General features: G+C 72.1%; 15 protein-coding genes and 1 pseudogene. 2 read left to right on the forward strand and 14 right to left on the reverse strand.

From position 1 onward, the window contains the following. The first annotated feature begins 4 nt into the window (after nucleotides 1-4). Complete coding sequence (locus ACIHFB_RS16505; protein WP_365286572.1) at nucleotides 5-775, forward strand: creatininase family protein; 771 nt, start codon at nucleotides 5-7, stop codon at nucleotides 773-775. Nucleotides 776-849: 74 nt separating this feature from the next. Here ACIHFB_RS16505 and ACIHFB_RS16510 read toward each other — a convergent pair. From ACIHFB_RS16510 to ACIHFB_RS16530, 5 genes and pseudogenes are all read right to left on the reverse strand, one after another. Further along, nucleotides 850-1,899 (reverse strand): annotated as a pseudogene (locus tag ACIHFB_RS16510) (YbhN family protein); the annotation flags it as partial. Next, nucleotides 1,896-2,933 (reverse strand): class I SAM-dependent methyltransferase, encoded by a 1,038-nt coding sequence (locus ACIHFB_RS16515; protein ID WP_365286570.1) that lies wholly within the window; start codon nucleotides 2,931-2,933, stop codon nucleotides 1,896-1,898. The gene ACIHFB_RS16515 and the pseudogene ACIHFB_RS16510, both read right to left, overlap by 4 nt. Continuing rightward, the gene (locus ACIHFB_RS16520; RefSeq protein WP_365286705.1) at nucleotides 2,930-4,120 is read right to left on the reverse strand and encodes a glycosyltransferase family 4 protein; all 1,191 of its coding nucleotides are present in this window, start codon (nucleotides 4,118-4,120) and stop codon (nucleotides 2,930-2,932) included. Before ACIHFB_RS16520 ends, ACIHFB_RS16515 begins: the two co-directional genes overlap by 4 nt. Before the next feature lie 11 nt (nucleotides 4,121-4,131). After that, entirely contained in the window at nucleotides 4,132-4,530 is a 399-nt protein-coding gene (locus tag ACIHFB_RS16525; RefSeq protein WP_210587728.1) for a 6-carboxytetrahydropterin synthase, read from the reverse strand. Between the two features lie 150 nt (nucleotides 4,531-4,680). After that, nucleotides 4,681-5,664 carry a zinc-binding alcohol dehydrogenase gene (locus tag ACIHFB_RS16530; protein WP_365286567.1) on the reverse strand — a complete coding sequence of 328 codons (984 nt, stop codon included), beginning with the start codon at nucleotides 5,662-5,664 and terminating at the stop codon, nucleotides 4,681-4,683. Nucleotides 5,665-5,773: 109 nt separating this feature from the next. Here ACIHFB_RS16530 and ACIHFB_RS16535 point away from each other — a divergent pair, with 109 nt between their 5' ends. Continuing rightward, nucleotides 5,774-6,559 (forward strand): CDP-alcohol phosphatidyltransferase family protein, encoded by a 786-nt coding sequence (locus ACIHFB_RS16535; protein ID WP_365286565.1) that lies wholly within the window; start codon nucleotides 5,774-5,776, stop codon nucleotides 6,557-6,559. A 4-nt stretch (nucleotides 6,560-6,563) separates the two neighbouring features. Here ACIHFB_RS16535 and ACIHFB_RS16540 read toward each other — a convergent pair whose 3' ends face one another. The 9 genes from ACIHFB_RS16540 to ACIHFB_RS16580 all read right to left on the reverse strand — a co-directional run bounded on the left by ACIHFB_RS16540 (nucleotide 6,564) and on the right by ACIHFB_RS16580 (nucleotide 17,765). Then, nucleotides 6,564-7,775: an MDR family MFS transporter gene (locus tag ACIHFB_RS16540; RefSeq protein WP_400127107.1), complete on the reverse strand. Its 1,212-nt coding sequence runs from the start codon at nucleotides 7,773-7,775 to the stop codon at nucleotides 6,564-6,566. Then, a complete protein-coding gene (locus ACIHFB_RS16545) occupies nucleotides 7,772-9,544 on the reverse strand; it encodes an ABC transporter permease subunit (RefSeq protein WP_400127108.1) in 1,773 nt (590 codons plus the stop codon). The genes ACIHFB_RS16540 and ACIHFB_RS16545 overlap by 4 nt, the downstream gene beginning before the upstream one ends. A 3-nt stretch (nucleotides 9,545-9,547) precedes the next feature. After that, entirely contained in the window at nucleotides 9,548-11,038 is a 1,491-nt protein-coding gene (locus ACIHFB_RS16550) for an ABC transporter substrate-binding protein (RefSeq protein ID WP_400127109.1), read from the reverse strand. Then, the gene (locus ACIHFB_RS16555) at nucleotides 11,035-11,508 is read right to left on the reverse strand and encodes a GNAT family N-acetyltransferase (protein ID WP_400127175.1); all 474 of its coding nucleotides are present in this window, start codon (nucleotides 11,506-11,508) and stop codon (nucleotides 11,035-11,037) included. Before ACIHFB_RS16555 ends, ACIHFB_RS16550 begins: the two co-directional genes overlap by 4 nt. A 96-nt stretch (nucleotides 11,509-11,604) precedes the next feature. Continuing rightward, nucleotides 11,605-12,453 carry an alpha/beta fold hydrolase gene (locus ACIHFB_RS16560; protein WP_400127110.1) on the reverse strand — a complete coding sequence of 283 codons (849 nt, stop codon included), beginning with the start codon at nucleotides 12,451-12,453 and terminating at the stop codon, nucleotides 11,605-11,607. A gap of 81 nt (nucleotides 12,454-12,534) precedes the next feature. Next, nucleotides 12,535-14,415: a discoidin domain-containing protein gene (locus ACIHFB_RS16565; RefSeq protein ID WP_400127111.1), complete on the reverse strand. Its 1,881-nt coding sequence runs from the start codon at nucleotides 14,413-14,415 to the stop codon at nucleotides 12,535-12,537. A 116-nt stretch (nucleotides 14,416-14,531) separates the two neighbouring features. Then, the gene (locus ACIHFB_RS16570; RefSeq protein WP_365286553.1) at nucleotides 14,532-15,890 is read right to left on the reverse strand and encodes a GH1 family beta-glucosidase; all 1,359 of its coding nucleotides are present in this window, start codon (nucleotides 15,888-15,890) and stop codon (nucleotides 14,532-14,534) included. Between the two features lie 29 nt (nucleotides 15,891-15,919). Next, complete coding sequence (locus tag ACIHFB_RS16575) at nucleotides 15,920-16,774, reverse strand: carbohydrate ABC transporter permease (RefSeq protein ID WP_365286551.1); 855 nt, start codon at nucleotides 16,772-16,774, stop codon at nucleotides 15,920-15,922. Further along, nucleotides 16,767-17,765 carry a carbohydrate ABC transporter permease gene (locus ACIHFB_RS16580; RefSeq protein WP_400127112.1) on the reverse strand — a complete coding sequence of 333 codons (999 nt, stop codon included), beginning with the start codon at nucleotides 17,763-17,765 and terminating at the stop codon, nucleotides 16,767-16,769. The genes ACIHFB_RS16575 and ACIHFB_RS16580 overlap by 8 nt, the downstream gene beginning before the upstream one ends. Nucleotides 17,766-17,774 lie beyond the last annotated feature (9 nt).

The following is a 17,774-nucleotide window of genomic DNA, read 5'->3' on the forward strand; positions in this document are numbered from 1 at the left end:
GGAAATGAGTGGTTCGGGAACGCGTTCGGCGGCATACGGGCTGTTGCCGGCGGACACCACGGAAGACGTACGCACACGCGGGGCAGGCGTCTCACGGCAGATCGCCGTCCTCCCCGTCGGGAGCTTCGAACAGCACGGCCCCTTCCTTCCGCTCGCCACTGACACGCTCGTCGCCTGTGCCGTCGCACGCGAGATCGCCGCCGCTCACCCGGTGCACCTCCTTCCTCCGGTGACGATCTCCTGCTCGCACGAACATGCGGCCTGGCCGGGGACCGTCAGCATCTCCTCCGTCACCCTTCACGCGGTGATACGGGACATAGCGGCTTCGCTCCGCCGGTCGGGCGTCGACGCCCTGGTGCTGGTCAACGGGCACGGCGGAAACTATGTACTGGGAAACGTCGTTCAGGAATCCTCCGCGCAGGGTGAGTCGATGGCGCTGTTCCCGGCCGCGGAGGACTGGGAGACGGCGCGGGAGCGGGCGGGGGTGCGGACCTCGCTGCTGACGGACATGCATGCGGGGGAAATAGAGACCTCCATCCTTCTGCACGCTCATCCCGAATTGGTAGGGGCCGGTTATGAGACCGGGGATTTCGTCGCGGACGACCGGCGTCATCTGCTGACCCGCGGAATGTCCGCCTATACCGATTCGGGTGTCATCGGGCGTCCTTCGCTGGGTTCGCCGGAAAAAGGGAAGGCGTTGCTGGAGAGCCTCGCGGATTCCTTCGGCGCGTATGTGTCCTTGCTCACGAGGTTCACGGGTGACGAACGCGGGTAGTGCCCGTCCGCCGGTGCGCGCAGTCCCGTGTACCAGCGGACGACCAGGACGAGCAGGCCGGGCAGGCTCGCCGCGAAGCTGAGCACGCCGTACACGACGGCGACGGCGAGTCCGCTGCTCGCGCCGAGCCCGGCGGCGCCGAACGCCCAGGCGGTGACGCCCTCCCGGGGTCCCCAGCCGCCGACGTTCAGCGGCAGGCCCATGGCGAGCAGGGCGAGCACGGCGATCGGCAGCAGTACGGCGACGGAGGCGGCGGAGCCCGCGACGCGGGCCGCGAGCACGAACATCGCGAGGTGTCCGGCCAGCACGAGGACGGACGACACGACGATGCCGGGCCAGTTGCTGCGGGACAGCAGTCCCTGGCGGGCCTCGCCGAGCGTCGAGCGCAGGGCGCGTCCGCGGCGGGAGGACGTCCGGTTCATGCGCAGCGCGATGAGGACCGCGCACGCGCCCAGCGCCGCGAACAGGAGCAGCGGCGCGAACTGCCGGGCCCGGTCCAGCACCGGTGACGGCATGGTCAGCAGTACCGCGGCACCGACGACGGCCAGCACGGCCTGCCCGGCGGCCCGTTCGATCACCACCGCCCGCACTCCGCGACCGACGTCACCCTCGCTCTTCCCGTGCCGCACCGCCCGGTGCACATCCCCGAGGACGCCGCCGGGCAGGGCCGCGTTCAGGAACAGCGCGCGGTAGTAGTCGGCCACGGCCGGCCAGAACGGCAGCCGGATCCTGAGCCCACGCGCCACCAGCGCCCAACGCCAGGCACTCAGCACGGTGGTGACGACGCCGATCCCGACGGCCACGACCAGCGTCGTCGCATCGATGCGCCGCAGCCCGTCCAGGAAGACGCCGGTGCCCATGCGCCACAGCAGGACGGCGAGGATGGTGACGCCCGCGATGGTGCCGAGGTGGGGGCGCAAACGGCGCAGGAGGGTGGGGCGGCGATCGACGGCGGGCGTGACGTCCTCCCGTGCGTTCGCGTGGGCCGGAGCCGTCGGTGTCGCGGTGGCGGGCGGCGTGCCGCGGCCGCCCGTGCCGACGCGCACCAGCGCGCGGACCCCGACTGCCGCACGCACCCTGACCGCCCGCGCCGTCACCTCGGCACTCACCGTCTGTGCGCTCATGACGCCCCGCCCGTCGGCCGGGACAGCGCCAGCAGGTCGGTGTGGTGGACCACCACGCTCAACTCGCCCGCGGCGCAGGCCGCCAGGCGCTCGCGCAGGTAGGCGTCGGCGCGTTCGCGCAGTTCGGGGCGTTCCTCGACGGCCGCGCCGACCCAGCCGCGCAGCCACTGGGCGGTGAGATCGGCCTCGTCGGGGCCGAGCCGCCAGGGGCTGGGGTGCATGTGGACCGTCGCGCCGCGTTCGGAGAAGGCCTCGCAGGCGGCCGTGATCGCGTCCGGGCCGAGCAGGCCGGAGCGTCGCTGGTGGGTGTTGAACGCCTCGGCGATCTCCGTGTCCAGCGGGTGGGACGGGGTGAGTTCGACGCGTCCGGCCACGGAGAGCGTGAGCAGCGCCGGGCAGCCGGCGCCGGTGCAGGCGGCGGCGAGGGTGTCGATCTCCTCGCGGGTGAGGACATCGAGCAGTGCGGACGCGGTGACCAGCGAGGCGCCGGCGAGGGCGTCCGGGGTGAGCCGGGCGACGTCACCGCGGCGCGACTCGACGCTGACGCGGCTGCCGTCGGCGGCGGAGCGCGGGGAGGCCACGGCGGCGAAGTGGAGGAGGTAGGGGTCGCGGTCGTGCAGGACCCAGTGCTGGGCGCCGTCCAGCCGGGGGGCCAGCCAGCGCCCCATCGATCCGGTGCCGCACCCCAGGTCGTGCACGACGAGCCCACCGGCCCGCCCCGGCAGATTCGCCAGCCGGATCCGCAGCGGATCGAGCAGTTCCCCCGCCCGCGCGACGGCGTCCGCCCCTTCCCGCAGTTGCAGCCACTCGGGGGCGTAGCGCGGCGGCTCCTCGGGCCCGTCCTCCCGCAGCCGTACGGTGGGCCGCTCGCCGGGCCGGACGGCGGGACCGGCACCGGGGATGACGGAGTCCGCCGACGGGACGGCGTCCGTCGCCGGTGTCGCGCTCTCCTGGCCCGGCATCGCGTCCCGCAGTTCTCGTGGCCCCGGCTGTGGCGGAATCCCGCTGCGCTGGGTCGTCGCTGTCTTCCTCATGCCGCCCTCCTGGGTTCGTTCGGCAGTCGGCCCAGCACAGCGGCCAGGCTGCGGGCCGTGGTGGCCCAGCCGTCGAGGGCGGCGCGCCGTCCTCGGGCGGCCGCCTTCAGGCGGCGTCGTACATCGGCCTCCCCGAACCAGCCGCGCAGCTCGGCGGCGAGGGCCAGGGGGTCTTCCGGTGGGACGAGGATGCCGGGCACACCGCCGTCGGGGGCGCGGCCGACCGCTTCCGGGAGGCCGCCGACGTCCGTGGCCAGCACCGGGATGCCGCGCGCCAGCGCCTCCGTCACCGCCATGCCGTAGGTCTCGGCGTAGGAGGTGAGGACCATCAGGTCGGCGGCGGCATAGCTCGCGTCGAGCTCTGCGCCGGCCTGCGGTCCCGCCAGTACCAGCCGGTCCTCCAGGCCGTACCGGGCGATGAGGGACCTCAGTTCGGAAACGTACTCCGGATCGTGGCCGAGACCGCCCACGCACACGCAGCTCCACCGCAGGTCGGTCACCGCGGCCAGCGCCTCCACCAGCCGGTGCTGCCCCTTGCGCGGCGTCACCGCGGCGACGCACAGCAGCCGGGAGACACCGTCCGTGCCGGAGGCGAGGGGGGCGATGTCGGCACCGGGGGCGGCGACATGGACCCGCTCGGGGGCGAGCCCGTGGTGCGAGACCAGCCGGCGGACCGCCCAGTCGGACGTGGCGATCACCGCCGGGACCGCCCGCAGCACCGTGCGCTCCTTGGCGTCCAGCTCCGCGGCCACGGCGGGCGCGAGACCCCGCTCGTCGCCGAGCGGGAGGTGGACGAGGACGGCGAGGCGCAGGCGTTCGGCCTCCGGGACGATGATCTCGGGGACGCCGCAGGCGACCAGCCCGTCGAGGAGTACGACGGTGTCGTCGGGCAACTGCCGCAGTGTGTGGGCGAGTTCCTCGCGCGCGCCCGCCCCCGGCCGGGGCCAGCTGCCGTCCACGGTGTGCTTCTCGACCTGCCAGCCGAAGGCCGACAGATCCAGGCTCACCCGCCGGTCGTAGGCGTTGCCGCCGCTCGGCTGGGCCGGGTCGTCGACGCCGCCCGGCATGACGAAGTGCACGGTGCGCAGGGACATCGGGATGATCTCCGCGGTCTGGAGAGCGGAGTGCTGCACGGGTACGTAGTCCAGCCGCGTGGGCTCCAGGGCCCTGCCGGTGGCGGGCTCCATGGTCGTGTCGGTCACAGGGCACGCTCGTAACTCGCCCAGGCGACATGCGACTCGTGCAGCGCGACGGTGAGGCCCGCGAGGCCCTTGGCGCCCTCGCCGAGCGCGCCCTTGTGGATCCGCTCGGCGAGCCGGTCGGCGATGACCTTGGCCAGAAACTCCGTCGAGGTGTTGATCCCGGCGAAGTCGGGTTCGTTGTCGAGGTTTCTGTAGTTCAGCTCGCTGACGACCGCACCGAGCTCCTGGGTCGCCAGTCCGATGTCGACGACGATGTTGTCGTCGTCCAGCTGCTCGCGCCGGAACGTGGCGTCCACCAGGAACGTCGCTCCGTGCAGGCGCTGCGCGGGTCCGAAGACCTCGCCGCGGAAGCTGTGGGCGATCATGATGTGATCGCGGACGGTGATGCTGAACAACGGACGACCCTCCATGTGCGGCGCGTCTGGTCCTCGGCAGATCGCTGTCGAGGATGTCGTGTAGTACGGCTCCCTGCCATTCCATGTTCAGCCACCTGTTCCCCTTTTTGGGAGGTCAGGCGCTCCCGCCGATCCGGATTGAACGGTTCGTCAAGCCGAGTCGCCATACCGGACCAGGTGACAGAGCGCCGGGATCTCGCCGGAGGCCAGCCGCGGCAGCACATCGGGGAGTTCTTCGAAGCCGCACTCCCCGGTGACGAGGGCGTCGAGGGCGGGGTCGGCGAGCAGGTCAAGGGCGAGAGCGAGCCGGTCGGCGTACGTACGCCCGGCACGGCCGGCCGGGGAGACGGTGCCGACCTGGCTGCTGCGGATGACCAGGCGCCGGGAGTGGAAGGCCTCGCCGAGCGGGAGGCTGACCTGCCGGTCGCCGTACCAGCTCAGTTCGAGGACCGTGGCCTCGGCGGCGAGGAGTTCGAGGGAGCGGGCGAGGCCCTGCTCGGTGGCGCTGGCGTGGACGACCAGATCGCGTTCGCCGAGGGCGTCCGCGGGGAGCGCGAAGTCGACGCCGAGCGCTTCGGCGACCTTGGCGCGCCCCGGGTCGGCGTCGACCAGTTGGACGCGTACGCCGGGGAAGCGGGCCAGCAGCGCGGCCACGGAGGAGCCGACCATGCCGCCGCCGACCACGGCGATCCGGTCGCCGACCAGGGGCGCCGCGTCCCACAGGGCGTTCACGGCGGTCTCCACGGTGCCGGCCAGCACGGCGCGGGAGGCGGGCACCGACTCGGGCACCACGGTGACGGCGGCGGCCGGGACGACGTACCGCGTCTGGTGCGGGTAGAGGCAGAAGACCGTACGGCCGAGCAGTGCCGCCGGTCCCTCCTCCACGACGCCGACGCTCAGGTAGCCGTACTTCACCGGGCCGGGGAACTCGCCCTCCTGGAAGGGTGCCCGCATCGCGGCGTGCTGGCTCTCGGGCACGCCGCCGCGGAAGACGAGCGTCTCGGTGCCACGGCTCACCCCGGAGAAGAGCGTGCGTACCAGTACTTCGTCCGCGGCACATCCGGGCAGGTCCACCTCGCGTATCCCACCGCGCCCAGGCGAGTCGATCCAGAAGGCTCGTGCGGTGCGGTTCATCGGAATCCTCCTGAACGATCGGGAAGCTGCTCACGTACGGAGAGGTGCACAGGCCGCGCACAACGTAGCGGCGTTGATCGACTCTGTCACACGGCCGGAGGAATGTTCGGTGGCCCTGAACCACACTTACGACGCGAGGCTCGTCCAGCAGGAGACCGCTGTGGGAGCGGGTGTGCAAATTCTTTTGCTGACCCTGCTCGGCACGGCGATCGGTATGGGGCCTGCGGGCTGGCTGACCGGACTCGCGTTCGCCATCGCCACCTGGGCGGTACTCTCCCGGGCCCTGCACAGGTCCCGATTGCAGTCCTTCGGACCCGCCAACCGCGTCACCCTCGGCCGCTCCATCCTCGTCGGCGGGATCACGGCCCTGGTCGCGGACTCCTTCGAGAGTTCCCCGCCGGTCACGCTGTTCGTCGGTCTGACCGCGGTGGCCCTGATCCTGGACGGCGTCGACGGCAAGGTCGCCCGCCGCACCGGCACCTCGACACCGCTCGGCGCCCGCTTCGACATGGAGGTCGACGCGTTTCTGATCCTGGTGCTCAGCGTGTACGTGTCGATGTCCCTGGGCCCGTGGGTGCTGGTGATCGGCGGTATGCGCTACGCCTTCGTCGCCGCGGCCCGTGTCTGGCCGTGGCTCAACGCCGAGCTGCCGCCGAGCACCGCCCGCAAGACGGTGGCCGCGCTCCAGGGCGTGTTCCTGCTGACGGGCGCCTCGGGCCTGCTGCCGTACGCGGCGACCTTCGGGGTCGTCGCGCTGGCGCTGGGGCTTCTGGTGTGGTCGTTCGGGCGGGACGTGCTGTGGCTGTGGCGGACGTCGCGGATCGAGGACGTGCCGGAGCAGAAGGACGCACCGGAGCAGGAAGTGCTCTCGCGGCCCGAACTCGTCGCGAGCTGACCGGTCAGGTGCGGCGCGGCAGCAGTCCGATCGCCGTGAGCGGTACGGCGGCCAGCACCAGCCAGGGCACGGCCGGGTGCAGTCCGGTGTCGAGCAGGGCACCCGTCGCCGAGCTGCCGGCCAGCACGATCAGACCGGAGACCGACGAGAGCGCCCCGGTGTACAGGCCGAGCCGCCCTTCCTCCGCGAGGTCGGGGACCCAGGCCCGGGCGACGGGGGCGACGAGCATCTGGCCGAGGGTGAGCAGCACCACGAAGCCCGCCGCGGGCAGCAGCCCCGCGGTGCCGGTCCGGCCTGCCGGGCGGGCGGCGGCGACGACCACGAACCCGGCGGCGATCAGCAGCAGTCCGGCCACCATCGACCGGCGCATCGCGAGCCGCTCCCCCACCCAGCGGGTGACCGGCAGCTGGGCGGTCACCACCAGCAGCGACGACAGCGCGAACAGCCAGGCCAGCGGCGCCTGCGAACCCGCCGCGCGCTCCACCTCGGCGGGCAGGGCCAGGTAGAGCTGGTTGTAGGCGAGCAGATAGGCGCCGTATCCGCAGCACAGCGCCAGGAAGCGGCGGTTGCGGAGCAGCGGTTTCATGCCGCCGCGGAACGCGACACGGGACCGTCCCGGGATGTGCTGCGGCAGCAGCCACGCGTGCCCGGCGAGGACGAGGACGAAGATGCCCGCTCCGGCCAGGCAGACCGCCGGGAAGTCCACCGACAGCAGCAGTCCGCCGAGCAGCGGCCCCACGAACGCCCCGGCCTGTCCGGCCACGGTGAACAGCGCCAGCACGCGGGTGCGCGAGCCGCCGCCCGACTCCTCCCACACCACGGCCTGCCGGGCGACCTCGGACTCCACGGCGGGCGAGAACAGCGCGGCGGCGAACCCGATGAGCAGCACGGCGCCGATGACGGACCAGGTCTCCTGCGCGTACCCGAGCCAGGCGAACCCGGCGATACGCAGCGCACAGCCCGCGAGCACCACGGGCCGGACGCCGTACCGGTCGGCCAGCGCCCCGCCCACCACGAACAGCCCCTGCTGACTGAAGGTCCGCAGGCCCAGCACGAAGCCGACCAGCCAGCCCGCCAGGCCGATCGACTGCCCCAGGTGCTCGGCCAGGAAGGGCAGGACGGCGAAGAAGCCGATGTTGAAGGCGAGTTGGGTGAGGATCAGCAGGTGCAGCAGCGGAGACAGCCGGGCACCCGGGTCGAGTGTCCGCGTGGTCATCGGGTCTCCGCTCCGGAGACGGCCAACTCCCTTTTCCGGGTGAGGGATTTCCGGTCGCCGGAATTCCGGGTGCCGGAGACTCCGCCGGCCGCGCTCACCGCGAGTGCGCCGAGCAGGGCGAGTACGGCGGCGGGGGCGAGGACCGCCCACGGAGCGCGTTCGGCGTAGGGCTGGTTCTCGGCGAGCAGCAGGCCCCACTCCGGGTCGGGCGGCTGCGCTCCGAGGCCGAGGAAGGCGAGCGAGGCGAGGGCCAGGGCGGTGCCCGGCAGCCGCAGCAGGGCGTGGCGGGTGACGGGCGGGAGGACGGCGGGGAGCAGATCGCGGCGGAGCACGTACCAGCGGTCGGCGCCGAGGCCGCGGGTGGCGGTGATGTGGAGGGCGGCGCGTTCCTGCCGCAGCAGCGCGGAGGTGTGGGCGGCCAGCGGCGCCCAGGCGACGGACCCCACGGCGAGCGCGGGCGTGAGGGTGCCGCTGCCCGCGACGGCGGTGACGAGCAGCGCGAGCAGGACCGGCGGTACGGCGTTGACGGTGTCGACGAGCGGTCCGGAGATCCGGGGCACCAGTCCGAGCAGTACGCCGGTCAGCAGCGCGGCGGCGCCGATGGCGAGGGCGAGCAGCAGGGTGTCGAGGGCGCCGTGGCCGACGCGGGCGAGCATGTCCCGGCCGAGCGCGTCGGTGCCGAACGGGTGGGCCGGGGACGGCGCCTTGAGTCGTTCGCCGGTGTCGAGGGCGAGCGGGTCGCGGGGCAGGCCGAGCGCCACGACACCGAGGAGCAGCCCGCCGTGGACGAGGGGCAGGATGCCGCGGGCGGGCGGGGCCGGCCGGTGCAGGGAGGTCAGGGCGCCCTCGCGCAGGGCGGGGCCGATCAGCAGGCGGGTGAGGAGGCCCGCGGCGCCCGCGGCCACGGCGGCGAGCAGGACGAGGACGAGCGTGCCGGCCTGGAGGACGGGCAGATCCTGGGCGAGGGCGGCCTGGAGGGTGGTACGGCCGAGGCCGGGGATGTCGAAGATCTGCTCCACCGCGACGGAGCCGCCGGTCATACCGACCACGAACAGACCGGCGTTGGGCAGCAGTCCGGGCAGACAGCGGCGCAGCGCGTGCCGGGCGATCCTCCCGTGGGGTATTCCGCGGGCGTCGGCGGCGAGCGCCCAGGGTTCGGCGAAGGCGCCGGGCAGCAGGTCGTCGAGGAGCCGCCCGAGCACGGCCCCGGCGGGCAGGCCGAGGGCGAGCGCGGGCAGCAGCGTGTACTGGGGTCCGTACCAGCCGAGTGCGGGCAGCCAGCCCAACTGGACACCGACGACGGTCGCGAGCACGGACGCGGTGAGGAACTCGGGCAGCGCGGCGAGGACGGCGGAACCGCTCCCGGCCGTGCGCCGTGCACGCCGGCCGCGCGCCAGGGTGCGGGCACAGATCGCCCCGGCCGTGAGGACGGCGACCGCGAGCGCCACCGCCATCAGCAGCAGGGACACGCCCAGGGCCTGGAGCACATCGGGCGTGACCTCGTTGCCGGACAGCCACGACCGCCCTGCGTCCCCGCGCCACAGGCCGCTCAGCCACTCGCCGAGCAGGTGGAACGGACCGGCGTCCAGGCCGAGTCGGGCGCGGATGTCCGCCAGCACCTCGGGCGTGGGGTCACGGTCGGCGGACCGGGCCTTGAGCACGGTGAGCGCCGGATCGGTCCGCGCCAGCCACGGCAGCAGACCGATCGCGCACACCAGGGTGGCCGCGAGTGCGGCCCGCCACAGAAGCGCGGCCGTGTGCTGCCGCATGCGTCAGCGCCGGGTGCCGGTGCCGACGAGGGTGCGCTCGTACGGGTCGAGGAGCGCGCCGCTGACCGAGGTGCCCACGCCGGTGATGATCTGCTGGTGGACCAGCGGAACGACGGCGTCGGTGCCGAGGATCGCCGCCTCGGCCGCCATCGCCGCGCCCTGCCGCCGGTCGGTGTCGGCGCGGCCCTCGGCCTTCGCCACCGCCGCGTCGACGCCCTTGTCGCAGAGTTGCGCGAGGTTGTAGCCGCCGGCGCAGGTGTAGTCACTGGCGAGGACGGCCAGGGGGTCGCCGGTGTCGACGAGGGTGTTGCGAGCGAGCACGACGGCGTCGAACGTCCCGTCCAGCGCGTCGCTCTCCAGCCGCGAGTACTCGCGCACCTCCAGCTCGACCTTGAACCCGGCCTTCTCCAGCTGCTGCTTCAGCACCTGGGCGACTTCCGGGAGCTCGGGCCGGTTGTCGTACGTGGCGATGGTGACCGTCGCTCCGTCGGGCGCCGCGGCCTTCGCCCGCCCGACGGGCCCGGTCCGCTTGCCCTCGGCCCAGGTCACGGCGGGTCCGTAGATGCCGGTACCGGCATCGGCGTACCCCTCGTAGACGCCGTCGGCGAGGGTGGAGGTGTCGATGGCCTCGCGGGCGGCGGCGCGCAGCCCGGCGTCCTTGAAGGTGCCGGACGCGGTGTTGAGCAGCAGGCTGGTGGTCCGGGTCGTCGCCGTCGCCTTGCGGGTGTCCTCGTCGAGGGTCGCGGCCTGGGCGACCGGGATCGCCTCGGCGAGGTCGATCTCGCCGGTGCGCAGGGCGCTCGCGCGGGCGGTGCCGTCGGCGATGAACCTCACGTCGACGCCCGAGGCCTGGGCGCGGCCGCCCCAGTAGTCGTCGAAGCGGTCCAGGGTGGCGGCGGTGCTGCCGGTCACCTTGGTGAGCTCGAAGGGGCCGGTGGCGGTGCCCACCGGGTCGATGCGGTCCTTGCCGTCGTACGCCTTGGCGGAGAGCACGGCCAGGCCGGGGCTGGACAGGCGCAGGGGGAGGACGGGGTCGGGGTCCTCGGTGGTGATGCGGACGCCGGTGCTGCCCTCGGCCTCGGCGGTGAGCGTGACGCCGGAGAGGGCGGCGGGCTCGGGCTTGGCCTCGGTGGCATGGGTGAGGGCTGCGGCCACGGCGGACGCGGTGACGTCGGTGCCGTCCTGGAAGGTGGCCTCCCGCAGGGTGAACAGCCAGGTCCGGTCGCTCTCCTGCTTCCAGGACGCGGCGAGCGCCGGGGCCGCGGAGCCGTTGGCGTCCAGGGCGGTCAGGCTCTCGGTGACGCCGAGCCGGCTGAGGATCGTCGCGTCCGCGCCGTACGGCGAGAGGTTCTCGGCGGGCGGGAAGGCGAGGGCCACCCGGAGCCGGGAACCGGAGGCCGCGTCGCCGCCGGCGGAGCCACCACCTGAGGCGAAGCAGCCGGTGAGCACCGGGACGAGGAGCAGGGACTTGAGGAAACGGCGCACCAGGTTCACCGCCCCATCGGTATCTCGAAGTGCACGATGCCCTGACCGCCGCCCGCATCCTCGCGCTCGTCGTGCACCACCTTGCCCAGCGACCGCCAGAAGCCCTCGGCGCCCGGCACCGTGGGATCCGTGTGCAGATACACGGCCCGATAGCCGCCGTCCGCCCGCGCAAGCACCATCAGTTCGTCCACGAGCCGCCCGGCGAGCCCCCGCCTGCGGTGCTCGGGCCGGACGTACACCCGGCGCACCTGTGCGGTCCCACCGGACGGAAAACGCTCGGCGACCTGCGGCGGGTTCGGCGGATGGGCCGGGCCCCGGGAGTCGAGCGCGGCGGTGGCGACGACCGCGCCTTCCGCGTCGACCGCCACCAGCAGCGTGTGGCGGGCCGGGGCCAGATAGGCGGCACCCGGGTCGATGATGTCGGCGTGCCACCGGGGCACATATCCGGTACCGAAGTCTCGATACACGGTGTCGAGCATCACGGCTCGCGCACCGTCCAGGTCGTCGGGGCCTGCCTGCCTGATGTTGTAGTCGTCGTGCACTTGCACATCATATGCAGTAAGCGTTTGGGGTGATCACCGGGCGGGTGTGAGAAACCCCGCTACGACCGCCGTGAACCACTCCGCGTCATCCAGCCACGGAAAGTGCCCCGCCCCCGGCTGTACGACCGTCTCCGCGTCCGGGAACAGAGCGGCCAACTCCGCCGGCACGCGGGGCGGGGCGGCCATGTCGACCTCGCCCGCGAGGACGAGGACGTGTGCGCCGAGGTCGGCGAGGGCCTTGCGGGTGGGGTCCGGGGTGAAGGCGCCCTCGGCGGCGTAGGCGGCCATGACCTCGCCGTTGTCCTCCGCGTCGGAGGCGGCCTGGTGGGCGCGGGCCACGTCGTCCCAACGGCCGTAGGAGAAGGGGGCGATCGCCTGCCAACCGTCGGCGGTGGGCCTGCCCGCGACGATCTCCTCCAGCGCCGCGTACGCCTGCGGGAACCATGGTTCGTCCCGGCGCAGCAGCGCGATCTCGCGGCGGTCGTCGCCGGTGACGGGGAGGCCGGCCGCCCGGGTGCTCGGGGTGATCAGCGTGAGGCTGCTGATCCGCTCGGGGTGGCGGGCGGCGTACTGGGTCGCGAGGTTGGCGCCTCCGCAGTGGGCCAGCAGGTCGACGCGGTCGAGGCCGAGGTGTGTGCGGAGGGCCTCGACATCGTCGACCATGCGGTCACAGCGGCAGGTGTCCATGGACTGCGGGGTCGCCGAGTCGCCGGTGCCGCGGAGGTCCAGCCTGATCAGCTGTCGGTGTGCGGAGAGACCGCCCAGATCGCCGAGGTAGGCGGAGGCGGCGGGGCCGCCGGGCAGGCAGAGCACGGGAGGACCGGTCTCTCCGGACACATGGAAGGCGAGGGTCGTTCCGTCGGGCGCGGAGAACGTCGGCATGGGCGCGAGCCTGTCAGGGGGTTGGGGGCACGGCAAACGAATTGTCCCGGGCGGACAGGCCTCCGGCTCTCCCGTGACGGGTCAGCGTTTCTGTTCCACCCGCACCCAGTCCACCTCGGCCTGCACTCCCCCGGCCGCGACCTTGTCGACGCTGGACTGCGGCAGACCCCAGTACGGGGTGGTGACCTGGTTCCAGCCGGCCGGGTAGGCGCCGCCGAGGGCGAGGTTGAGGATCACGTACTGGTTGTGGTCGAAGACCCATTGGCCGCGGGTGGACTCCAGCTTGTTGCGGGTCGTCTCCTGGACGAGGAGGTCGTCGACGTAGAAGCGCATGGCCGTCGGCGTCCACTCCACCGCGTAGGTGTGCCATGCGTCGGCGCGGCCGCCGCCGGGGTATGTCTGGCGGGCGCCGACGTTGCCCTCCGCGGAGTAGCCGGGGCCGTGCAGCGCGGTGCTCGTCCAGTCCGCGTAGCCGACGTTCTCCATGATGTCGGTCTCGCCGGAGGCGGGCCAGGACACCGACGGGTCGTCGACGTTGCTGCCGAGCAGCCAGAAGGCCGGCCAGAAGCCGTCGCCGACCGGCAGTCTCAGCCGGGCGCTGACCTTTCCGTACATGAAGTCGAACTTGGTGTTGGTGTCGATGCGCCCGGAGGTGAAGTCGAAGGTCCCGGCCGGTGTCTGGGTGCAGTCGTTGCAGTACTTGGACTTCAGCAGGAGGCTGCCGTTCTGGGTGGCGATGTTGTCGGTGGAGTCGACGTACGCCTGGGACTCCCCGTTGACCGGGCCCATCTCGTGACCGGTTCTGACGACCCGCCACTTGGAGCGGTCGAGGCTCGTCCCCGTGAAGTCGTCGAAGAACGTCGTCCGGTACGTCCCCGACTGCTCGCCGGGCAGGGCCGGGTAGGCCGCCGAGCCGCTGCCGCCGGTGCCCCACACCTCGAACTCGTAGAGGGAGTAGCCGAATTGGGCCGTGGCGGGCGCCGGGTTGTAGAAGGAGCGGCGCTCCTTGCCGAGCATCCGGACGTAGCGGCCGGTCGCGGGGGCGGGCAGCCGCACGCTGTCGTGGCGGCCGACCGCCTCGGCGGGGGACTTGACGTCCGCGCGGCGGGCGGCGACCTCGGCCGCGGAGGGCTGGTACACCGTGCGCCAGGTGCGGTTGTCGTCGGAGACCTGGAGTTGGTAGTCGACGGCGTAGGCCGCCTCCCAGTACAGGTCGACGGTGTCGATCGTCGAGGTGGCGCCGAGGTCGACCGAGACCCAGCGGTCGGCGTTCCAATCGCTCGACCAACGGGTCTGGTCGTCCTTGAGGTTCGCGGGCCGGCCGCCGTCGGTGACGAAGGCGGGCGAATTCCCGGCGTGCTGGTAGAGGTTGGAGTACGCCGGGTGGTTGAGGGCGAGGTTGGTGCGGGTCGTCGACGCCGGGGCCGGTTCACCGCCGTAGACGCGGAAGGACCACAGCGAGTAGCCGTACGGTGTGCCGCGTTCGATGCCGCGCAGCCGGAGGTAGCGGCCCGTCACCTCCTGTGGGTAGGTGTGCGCGGTGACCGTGCCGCCGGTTCCGTCGGTCTCCGTGTAGAACGGCGTCCAGTCCGTGCCGTTCCTGGACACCTCCAGCACATACCGCTTGCCGTAGGCGGCCTCCCAGTCCAGGACGACCCGGTCGACGCGGATCGTCGCGCCGAGGTCGACACGGAGCCAGGCGTCGTCGGCGAAGTTGCTGGCCCAGCGGGTGGAGCCGTTGCCGTCGAAGGCGAGGCCGGGTGCGGTGCCGGCGTTCTCGCTGCCGGAGGCGGTGACGGCGGCCGGGTCGGCGGTGTACGCGGCGGCCGCGCGGTCGCTGTCCCAGGCGGCCGCGACTGCGGCGGGCGCTGCGGCGGCCGGTGCCGTGACGGCCGGTGCCGCGGCCAGCAGGGCGAGTGCGGCAAGGGCGGTGAGCAGGGTGCGAGAGGTGCGAACGGTCATGCGGGTCTCCTTGAGAAGATGGATAGTGCGCAGACATGACACGTTCATGACATACAAAGAGGCTGGAATGACCGCCATGGTGGGCCCGCTCCCACAGCCCACCATGGCGGTCGGTCTCAGGCGGCCCGCGCCGCCCGGTCCCGGTGGCTGCGGATGATCTCCGCGTAGTGATGACCGGTGCCCTTGATCGTGCGGACCTGGGTCCGGTAGTCGACGTGCACCAGACCGAAGCGCTTGTCGTAGCCGTACGCCCACTCGAAGTTGTCCAGCAGCGACCAGGCGAAGTAACCGGCCAGCGGGGCACCCTGGCGGGCGGCGGAGGCGCAGGCGGCCAGATGCTTGGTCAGGTAGTCCTGCCGCTCCGGGTCGTCGACGGTGCCGTCGGGGCGTACGACGTCCGGGTAGGCGGAACCGTTCTCGGTGACGTAGATCTTGCGCGGGCCGTACTCCTGGGTCAGGCGGAGCAGCAGCGCCTCGATGCCGCTCGCGTCGATCTCCCAGTCCATGCCGGTGCGCGGGACGCCGATACGGCGGACGGAGCGGGCGTGCGGCGCCGGGCCCGCGGGGTCGTCGGCGACGGTCGCCGGGAAGTAGTAGTTCAGGCCCAGCCAGTCCAGCGGCGCGGCGATGGTCTCCAGGTCCCCGTTCCGCTCCGGGAGTTCGACGCCGTAGACCTCGCGCATGTCCGCCGGGAAGCCGCGGCCGTGCACCGGGTCCAGCCACCAGCGGTTGGTGTGGCCGTCCATCCGCATGGCGGCGGCGACGTCCTCGGGGCGGTCGGTGGCGGCGTGCACGGTGGAGAGGTTGTTGACGATGCCGACCTGGGCGTCGGGTGCGGCCGCCCGGATGGCCTGTGCGGCGAGGCCGTGGCCCAGCAGCAGGTGGTACGAGGCGCGGACCGCGGCCGTCAGGTCGGTGAGGCCGGGGGCCATCTTGCCTTCGAGGTGGCCGATCCAGGCCGAGCACAGCGGCTCGTTGAGCGTGGCCCAGTGGCCGACCCGGTCACCGAGACGTTCGGCCACGGCGGAGCCGTACGCGGCGAAGTGCTCGGCGGTCGCGCGCTCGGTCCAGCCGCCGCGGTCCTGGAGGGCCTGCGGAAGGTCCCAGTGGTAGAGGGTGACGGACGGGGTGATGCCCGCCTGGAGCAGTCCGTCGACCAACTCGTCGTAGAAGGCGAGGCCCTTGGGGTTCACCGGTCCGTCGCCGCCCGGCACCACGCGCGGCCAGGCGATCGACAACCGGTAGGCGTTCGTGCCCAGTTGGCGCATCAGCTCGATGTCCTCGCGCCAGCGGTGGTAGTGGTCGCAGGCGACGTCGCCATGGTCATTGCCCGCGATCTTGCCGGGGGTGTGCGAGAAGGTGTCCCAGATCGACGGAGAACGGCCGTCCTCCGCCACGGCTCCCTCGATCTGGTACGCCGAGGTGGCCGTGCCCCACAAGAAGTCGTGCGGGAGTGCGGCGAGGTCGATGGTCACGGAAGTCCCTTCGGGATCGGGAGAGTCGGTCACTTGACGGCTCCGGCCGTCAGCCCGGCGACGAGATAGCGCTGGAGGAGGAGGAAACCGGCCACCACGGGAACGCTCACCACGAGCGAGGCGGCCATGATCTGGTTCCAGTACACGTTGTAGAGCGTGGAGTAGCCCTGGAGCCCGACGGCGAGTGTGCGCGTGGTCTCGTTGGTCATCACCGACGCGAACAGCACTTCGCCCCAGGCGGTCATGAAGGCGTACACGGCGACCGCCACGATCCCCGGGATCGCCGCCGGCACGACGATCCGGAACAGCGCACCGAGCGGTCCGCAGCCGTCCACCAGTGCCGCCTCGTCCAGATCGCGCGGCACCGAGTCGAAGTACCCGATCAGCATCCAGATGGAGAACGGCAGCGAGAAGGTGAGATAGGTGAGGATCAGTCCGCCGCGGGATCCGAACAGGGCGATACCGGTGGCGTTGCCGATGTTGACGTAGATGAGGAACAGCGGCAGCAGGAAGAGGATGCCGGGGAACATCTGCGTGGACAGCACGGTGACCGTGAAGACGCGCTTGCCGCGGAAGTTGTAGCGGCTGACGGCGTACGCGGAGAACACCGCGATGACCACGGAGCAGACCGTCGCCGCGCCCGCCACGATCACCGAGTTGAGGAAGTACCGCGCGAGCGGGATCGTCGACCAGATGTCGATGTACGGGCGGAAGGTGAGCTCGGTCGGCAGCCAGCGGAACTTCCCCTGGACGTCCTGCAACGGCTTCAGCGAGCTGGACAGCATGACGTACACCGGCACCAGCACGAAGCCGGTGAGCAGGGTGAGGAAGATCCGCCGGGACCAGATGAAGGAGCGGGGCGGGGCCATCGGGGAGCTAGACATCGGCCGTCTTCCTTCCTCGGGAGGTCAGCGCCAGATACACGCCCGTCACCACCAGCAGGAAGAGCAGCAGCAGGACCGACATGGCGGATCCGGAGCCGAAGTTCCAGGTGACGAAGCTGGCTTGGTAGATGTGGACCGAGATGAGGTCCGCGGCCTCCGGGGCGCTCTTGCCGAACAGCACGTAGGGCGTGTTGAAGTCGTTGAACGTCCACAGGAACAGCACCAGGATCAGGACCTGGTTGACCGGGCGCAGTGACGGCAGGGTGATGCGGCGGATCTGCTGCCACATGCCCGCGCCGTCCAGCGCCGCGGCCTCGTACAGGTCCTTCGGGATGTTCTGGAGTCCGGCCATGACGATGAGGAAGGCGAACGGCCAGCCCTTCCACACCGACACCGTCAGCAGCGCGATGAAGCTGTTGTTTCCGATGAGCCAGAAGGAGGGCTTGTCGGTGAGGCCGAGCTGGTCGTGCAGGACGTGGTTCACCAGGCCGTTGTCGTGCTGGAACATGAAGACCCAGGTGATGACGGCCGCGTAGACCGGCAGCGCGTACGGGACGAGGAACAGCGCCCGCAGCAGACCCCGGCCGCGGAACGTGTCCTGCATGTAGACCGCGGCCGCCGTGCCGATCAGCCAGCACAGGCCGACCGACAGCAGGGTGAAGGCGATGGTCACGAGGAACGAGTGGAGCAGCGCCTCGCCCACGGGCGCGTTGAAGTCCACCGACATCTTGTAGTTGTCGAGGCCGGACCAGGGCGCGGTGCCCCAGTCGCGGATGTAGAACTGCGTGAGCAGCTTGAAGCTCACCCAGATGCCGATCACCATCGGCACCAGGTGGACCAGGAGTTCCAGGAGCAGGGCGGGCAGCAGGAGCAGGTACGGCAGTCCGATGCGCCTGATCCGCCCGGGGCGGCGCGGTCCACGCCCCGCCCCGGGGGTTTTCTTGCGCACCGTCCGATCGCCGGCCTTCGGGGAGGCGGTCGTGGTGGTCATCTCTGTGCT

The sequence above is a fragment of the Streptomyces sp. NPDC051963 genome (genome assembly GCF_044593495.1).
GTDB lineage: Bacteria > Actinomycetota > Actinomycetes > Streptomycetales > Streptomycetaceae > Streptomyces.

What these genes read in the sequence shown, in the direction of transcription:
- ACIHFB_RS16580 (WP_400127112.1), bottom strand. Translation starts at nt 17,765, where the DNA reads ATGACCACCACGACCGCCTCCCCGAAGGCCGGCGATCGGACGGTGCGC.
- ACIHFB_RS16530 (WP_365286567.1), bottom strand. Translation starts at nt 5,664, where the DNA reads ATGAACCGCACCGCACGAGCCTTCTGGATCGACTCGCCTGGGCGCGGT.
- ACIHFB_RS16560 (WP_400127110.1), bottom strand. Translation starts at nt 12,453, where the DNA reads ATGCCGACGTTCTCCGCGCCCGACGGAACGACCCTCGCCTTCCATGTG.
- ACIHFB_RS16540 (WP_400127107.1), bottom strand. Translation starts at nt 7,775, where the DNA reads ATGACCACGCGGACACTCGACCCGGGTGCCCGGCTGTCTCCGCTGCTG.
- ACIHFB_RS16575 (WP_365286551.1), bottom strand. Translation starts at nt 16,774, where the DNA reads ATGTCTAGCTCCCCGATGGCCCCGCCCCGCTCCTTCATCTGGTCCCGG.
- ACIHFB_RS16505 (WP_365286572.1), top strand. Translation starts at nt 5, where the DNA reads ATGAGTGGTTCGGGAACGCGTTCGGCGGCATACGGGCTGTTGCCGGCG.
- ACIHFB_RS16555 (WP_400127175.1), bottom strand. Translation starts at nt 11,508, where the DNA reads ATGCTCGACACCGTGTATCGAGACTTCGGTACCGGATATGTGCCCCGG.
- ACIHFB_RS16565 (WP_400127111.1), bottom strand. Translation starts at nt 14,415, where the DNA reads ATGACCGTTCGCACCTCTCGCACCCTGCTCACCGCCCTTGCCGCACTC.
- ACIHFB_RS16520 (WP_365286705.1), bottom strand. Translation starts at nt 4,120, where the DNA reads ATGGAGCCCGCCACCGGCAGGGCCCTGGAGCCCACGCGGCTGGACTAC.
- ACIHFB_RS16515 (WP_365286570.1), bottom strand. Translation starts at nt 2,933, where the DNA reads ATGAGGAAGACAGCGACGACCCAGCGCAGCGGGATTCCGCCACAGCCG.
- ACIHFB_RS16545 (WP_400127108.1), bottom strand. Translation starts at nt 9,544, where the DNA reads ATGCGGCAGCACACGGCCGCGCTTCTGTGGCGGGCCGCACTCGCGGCC.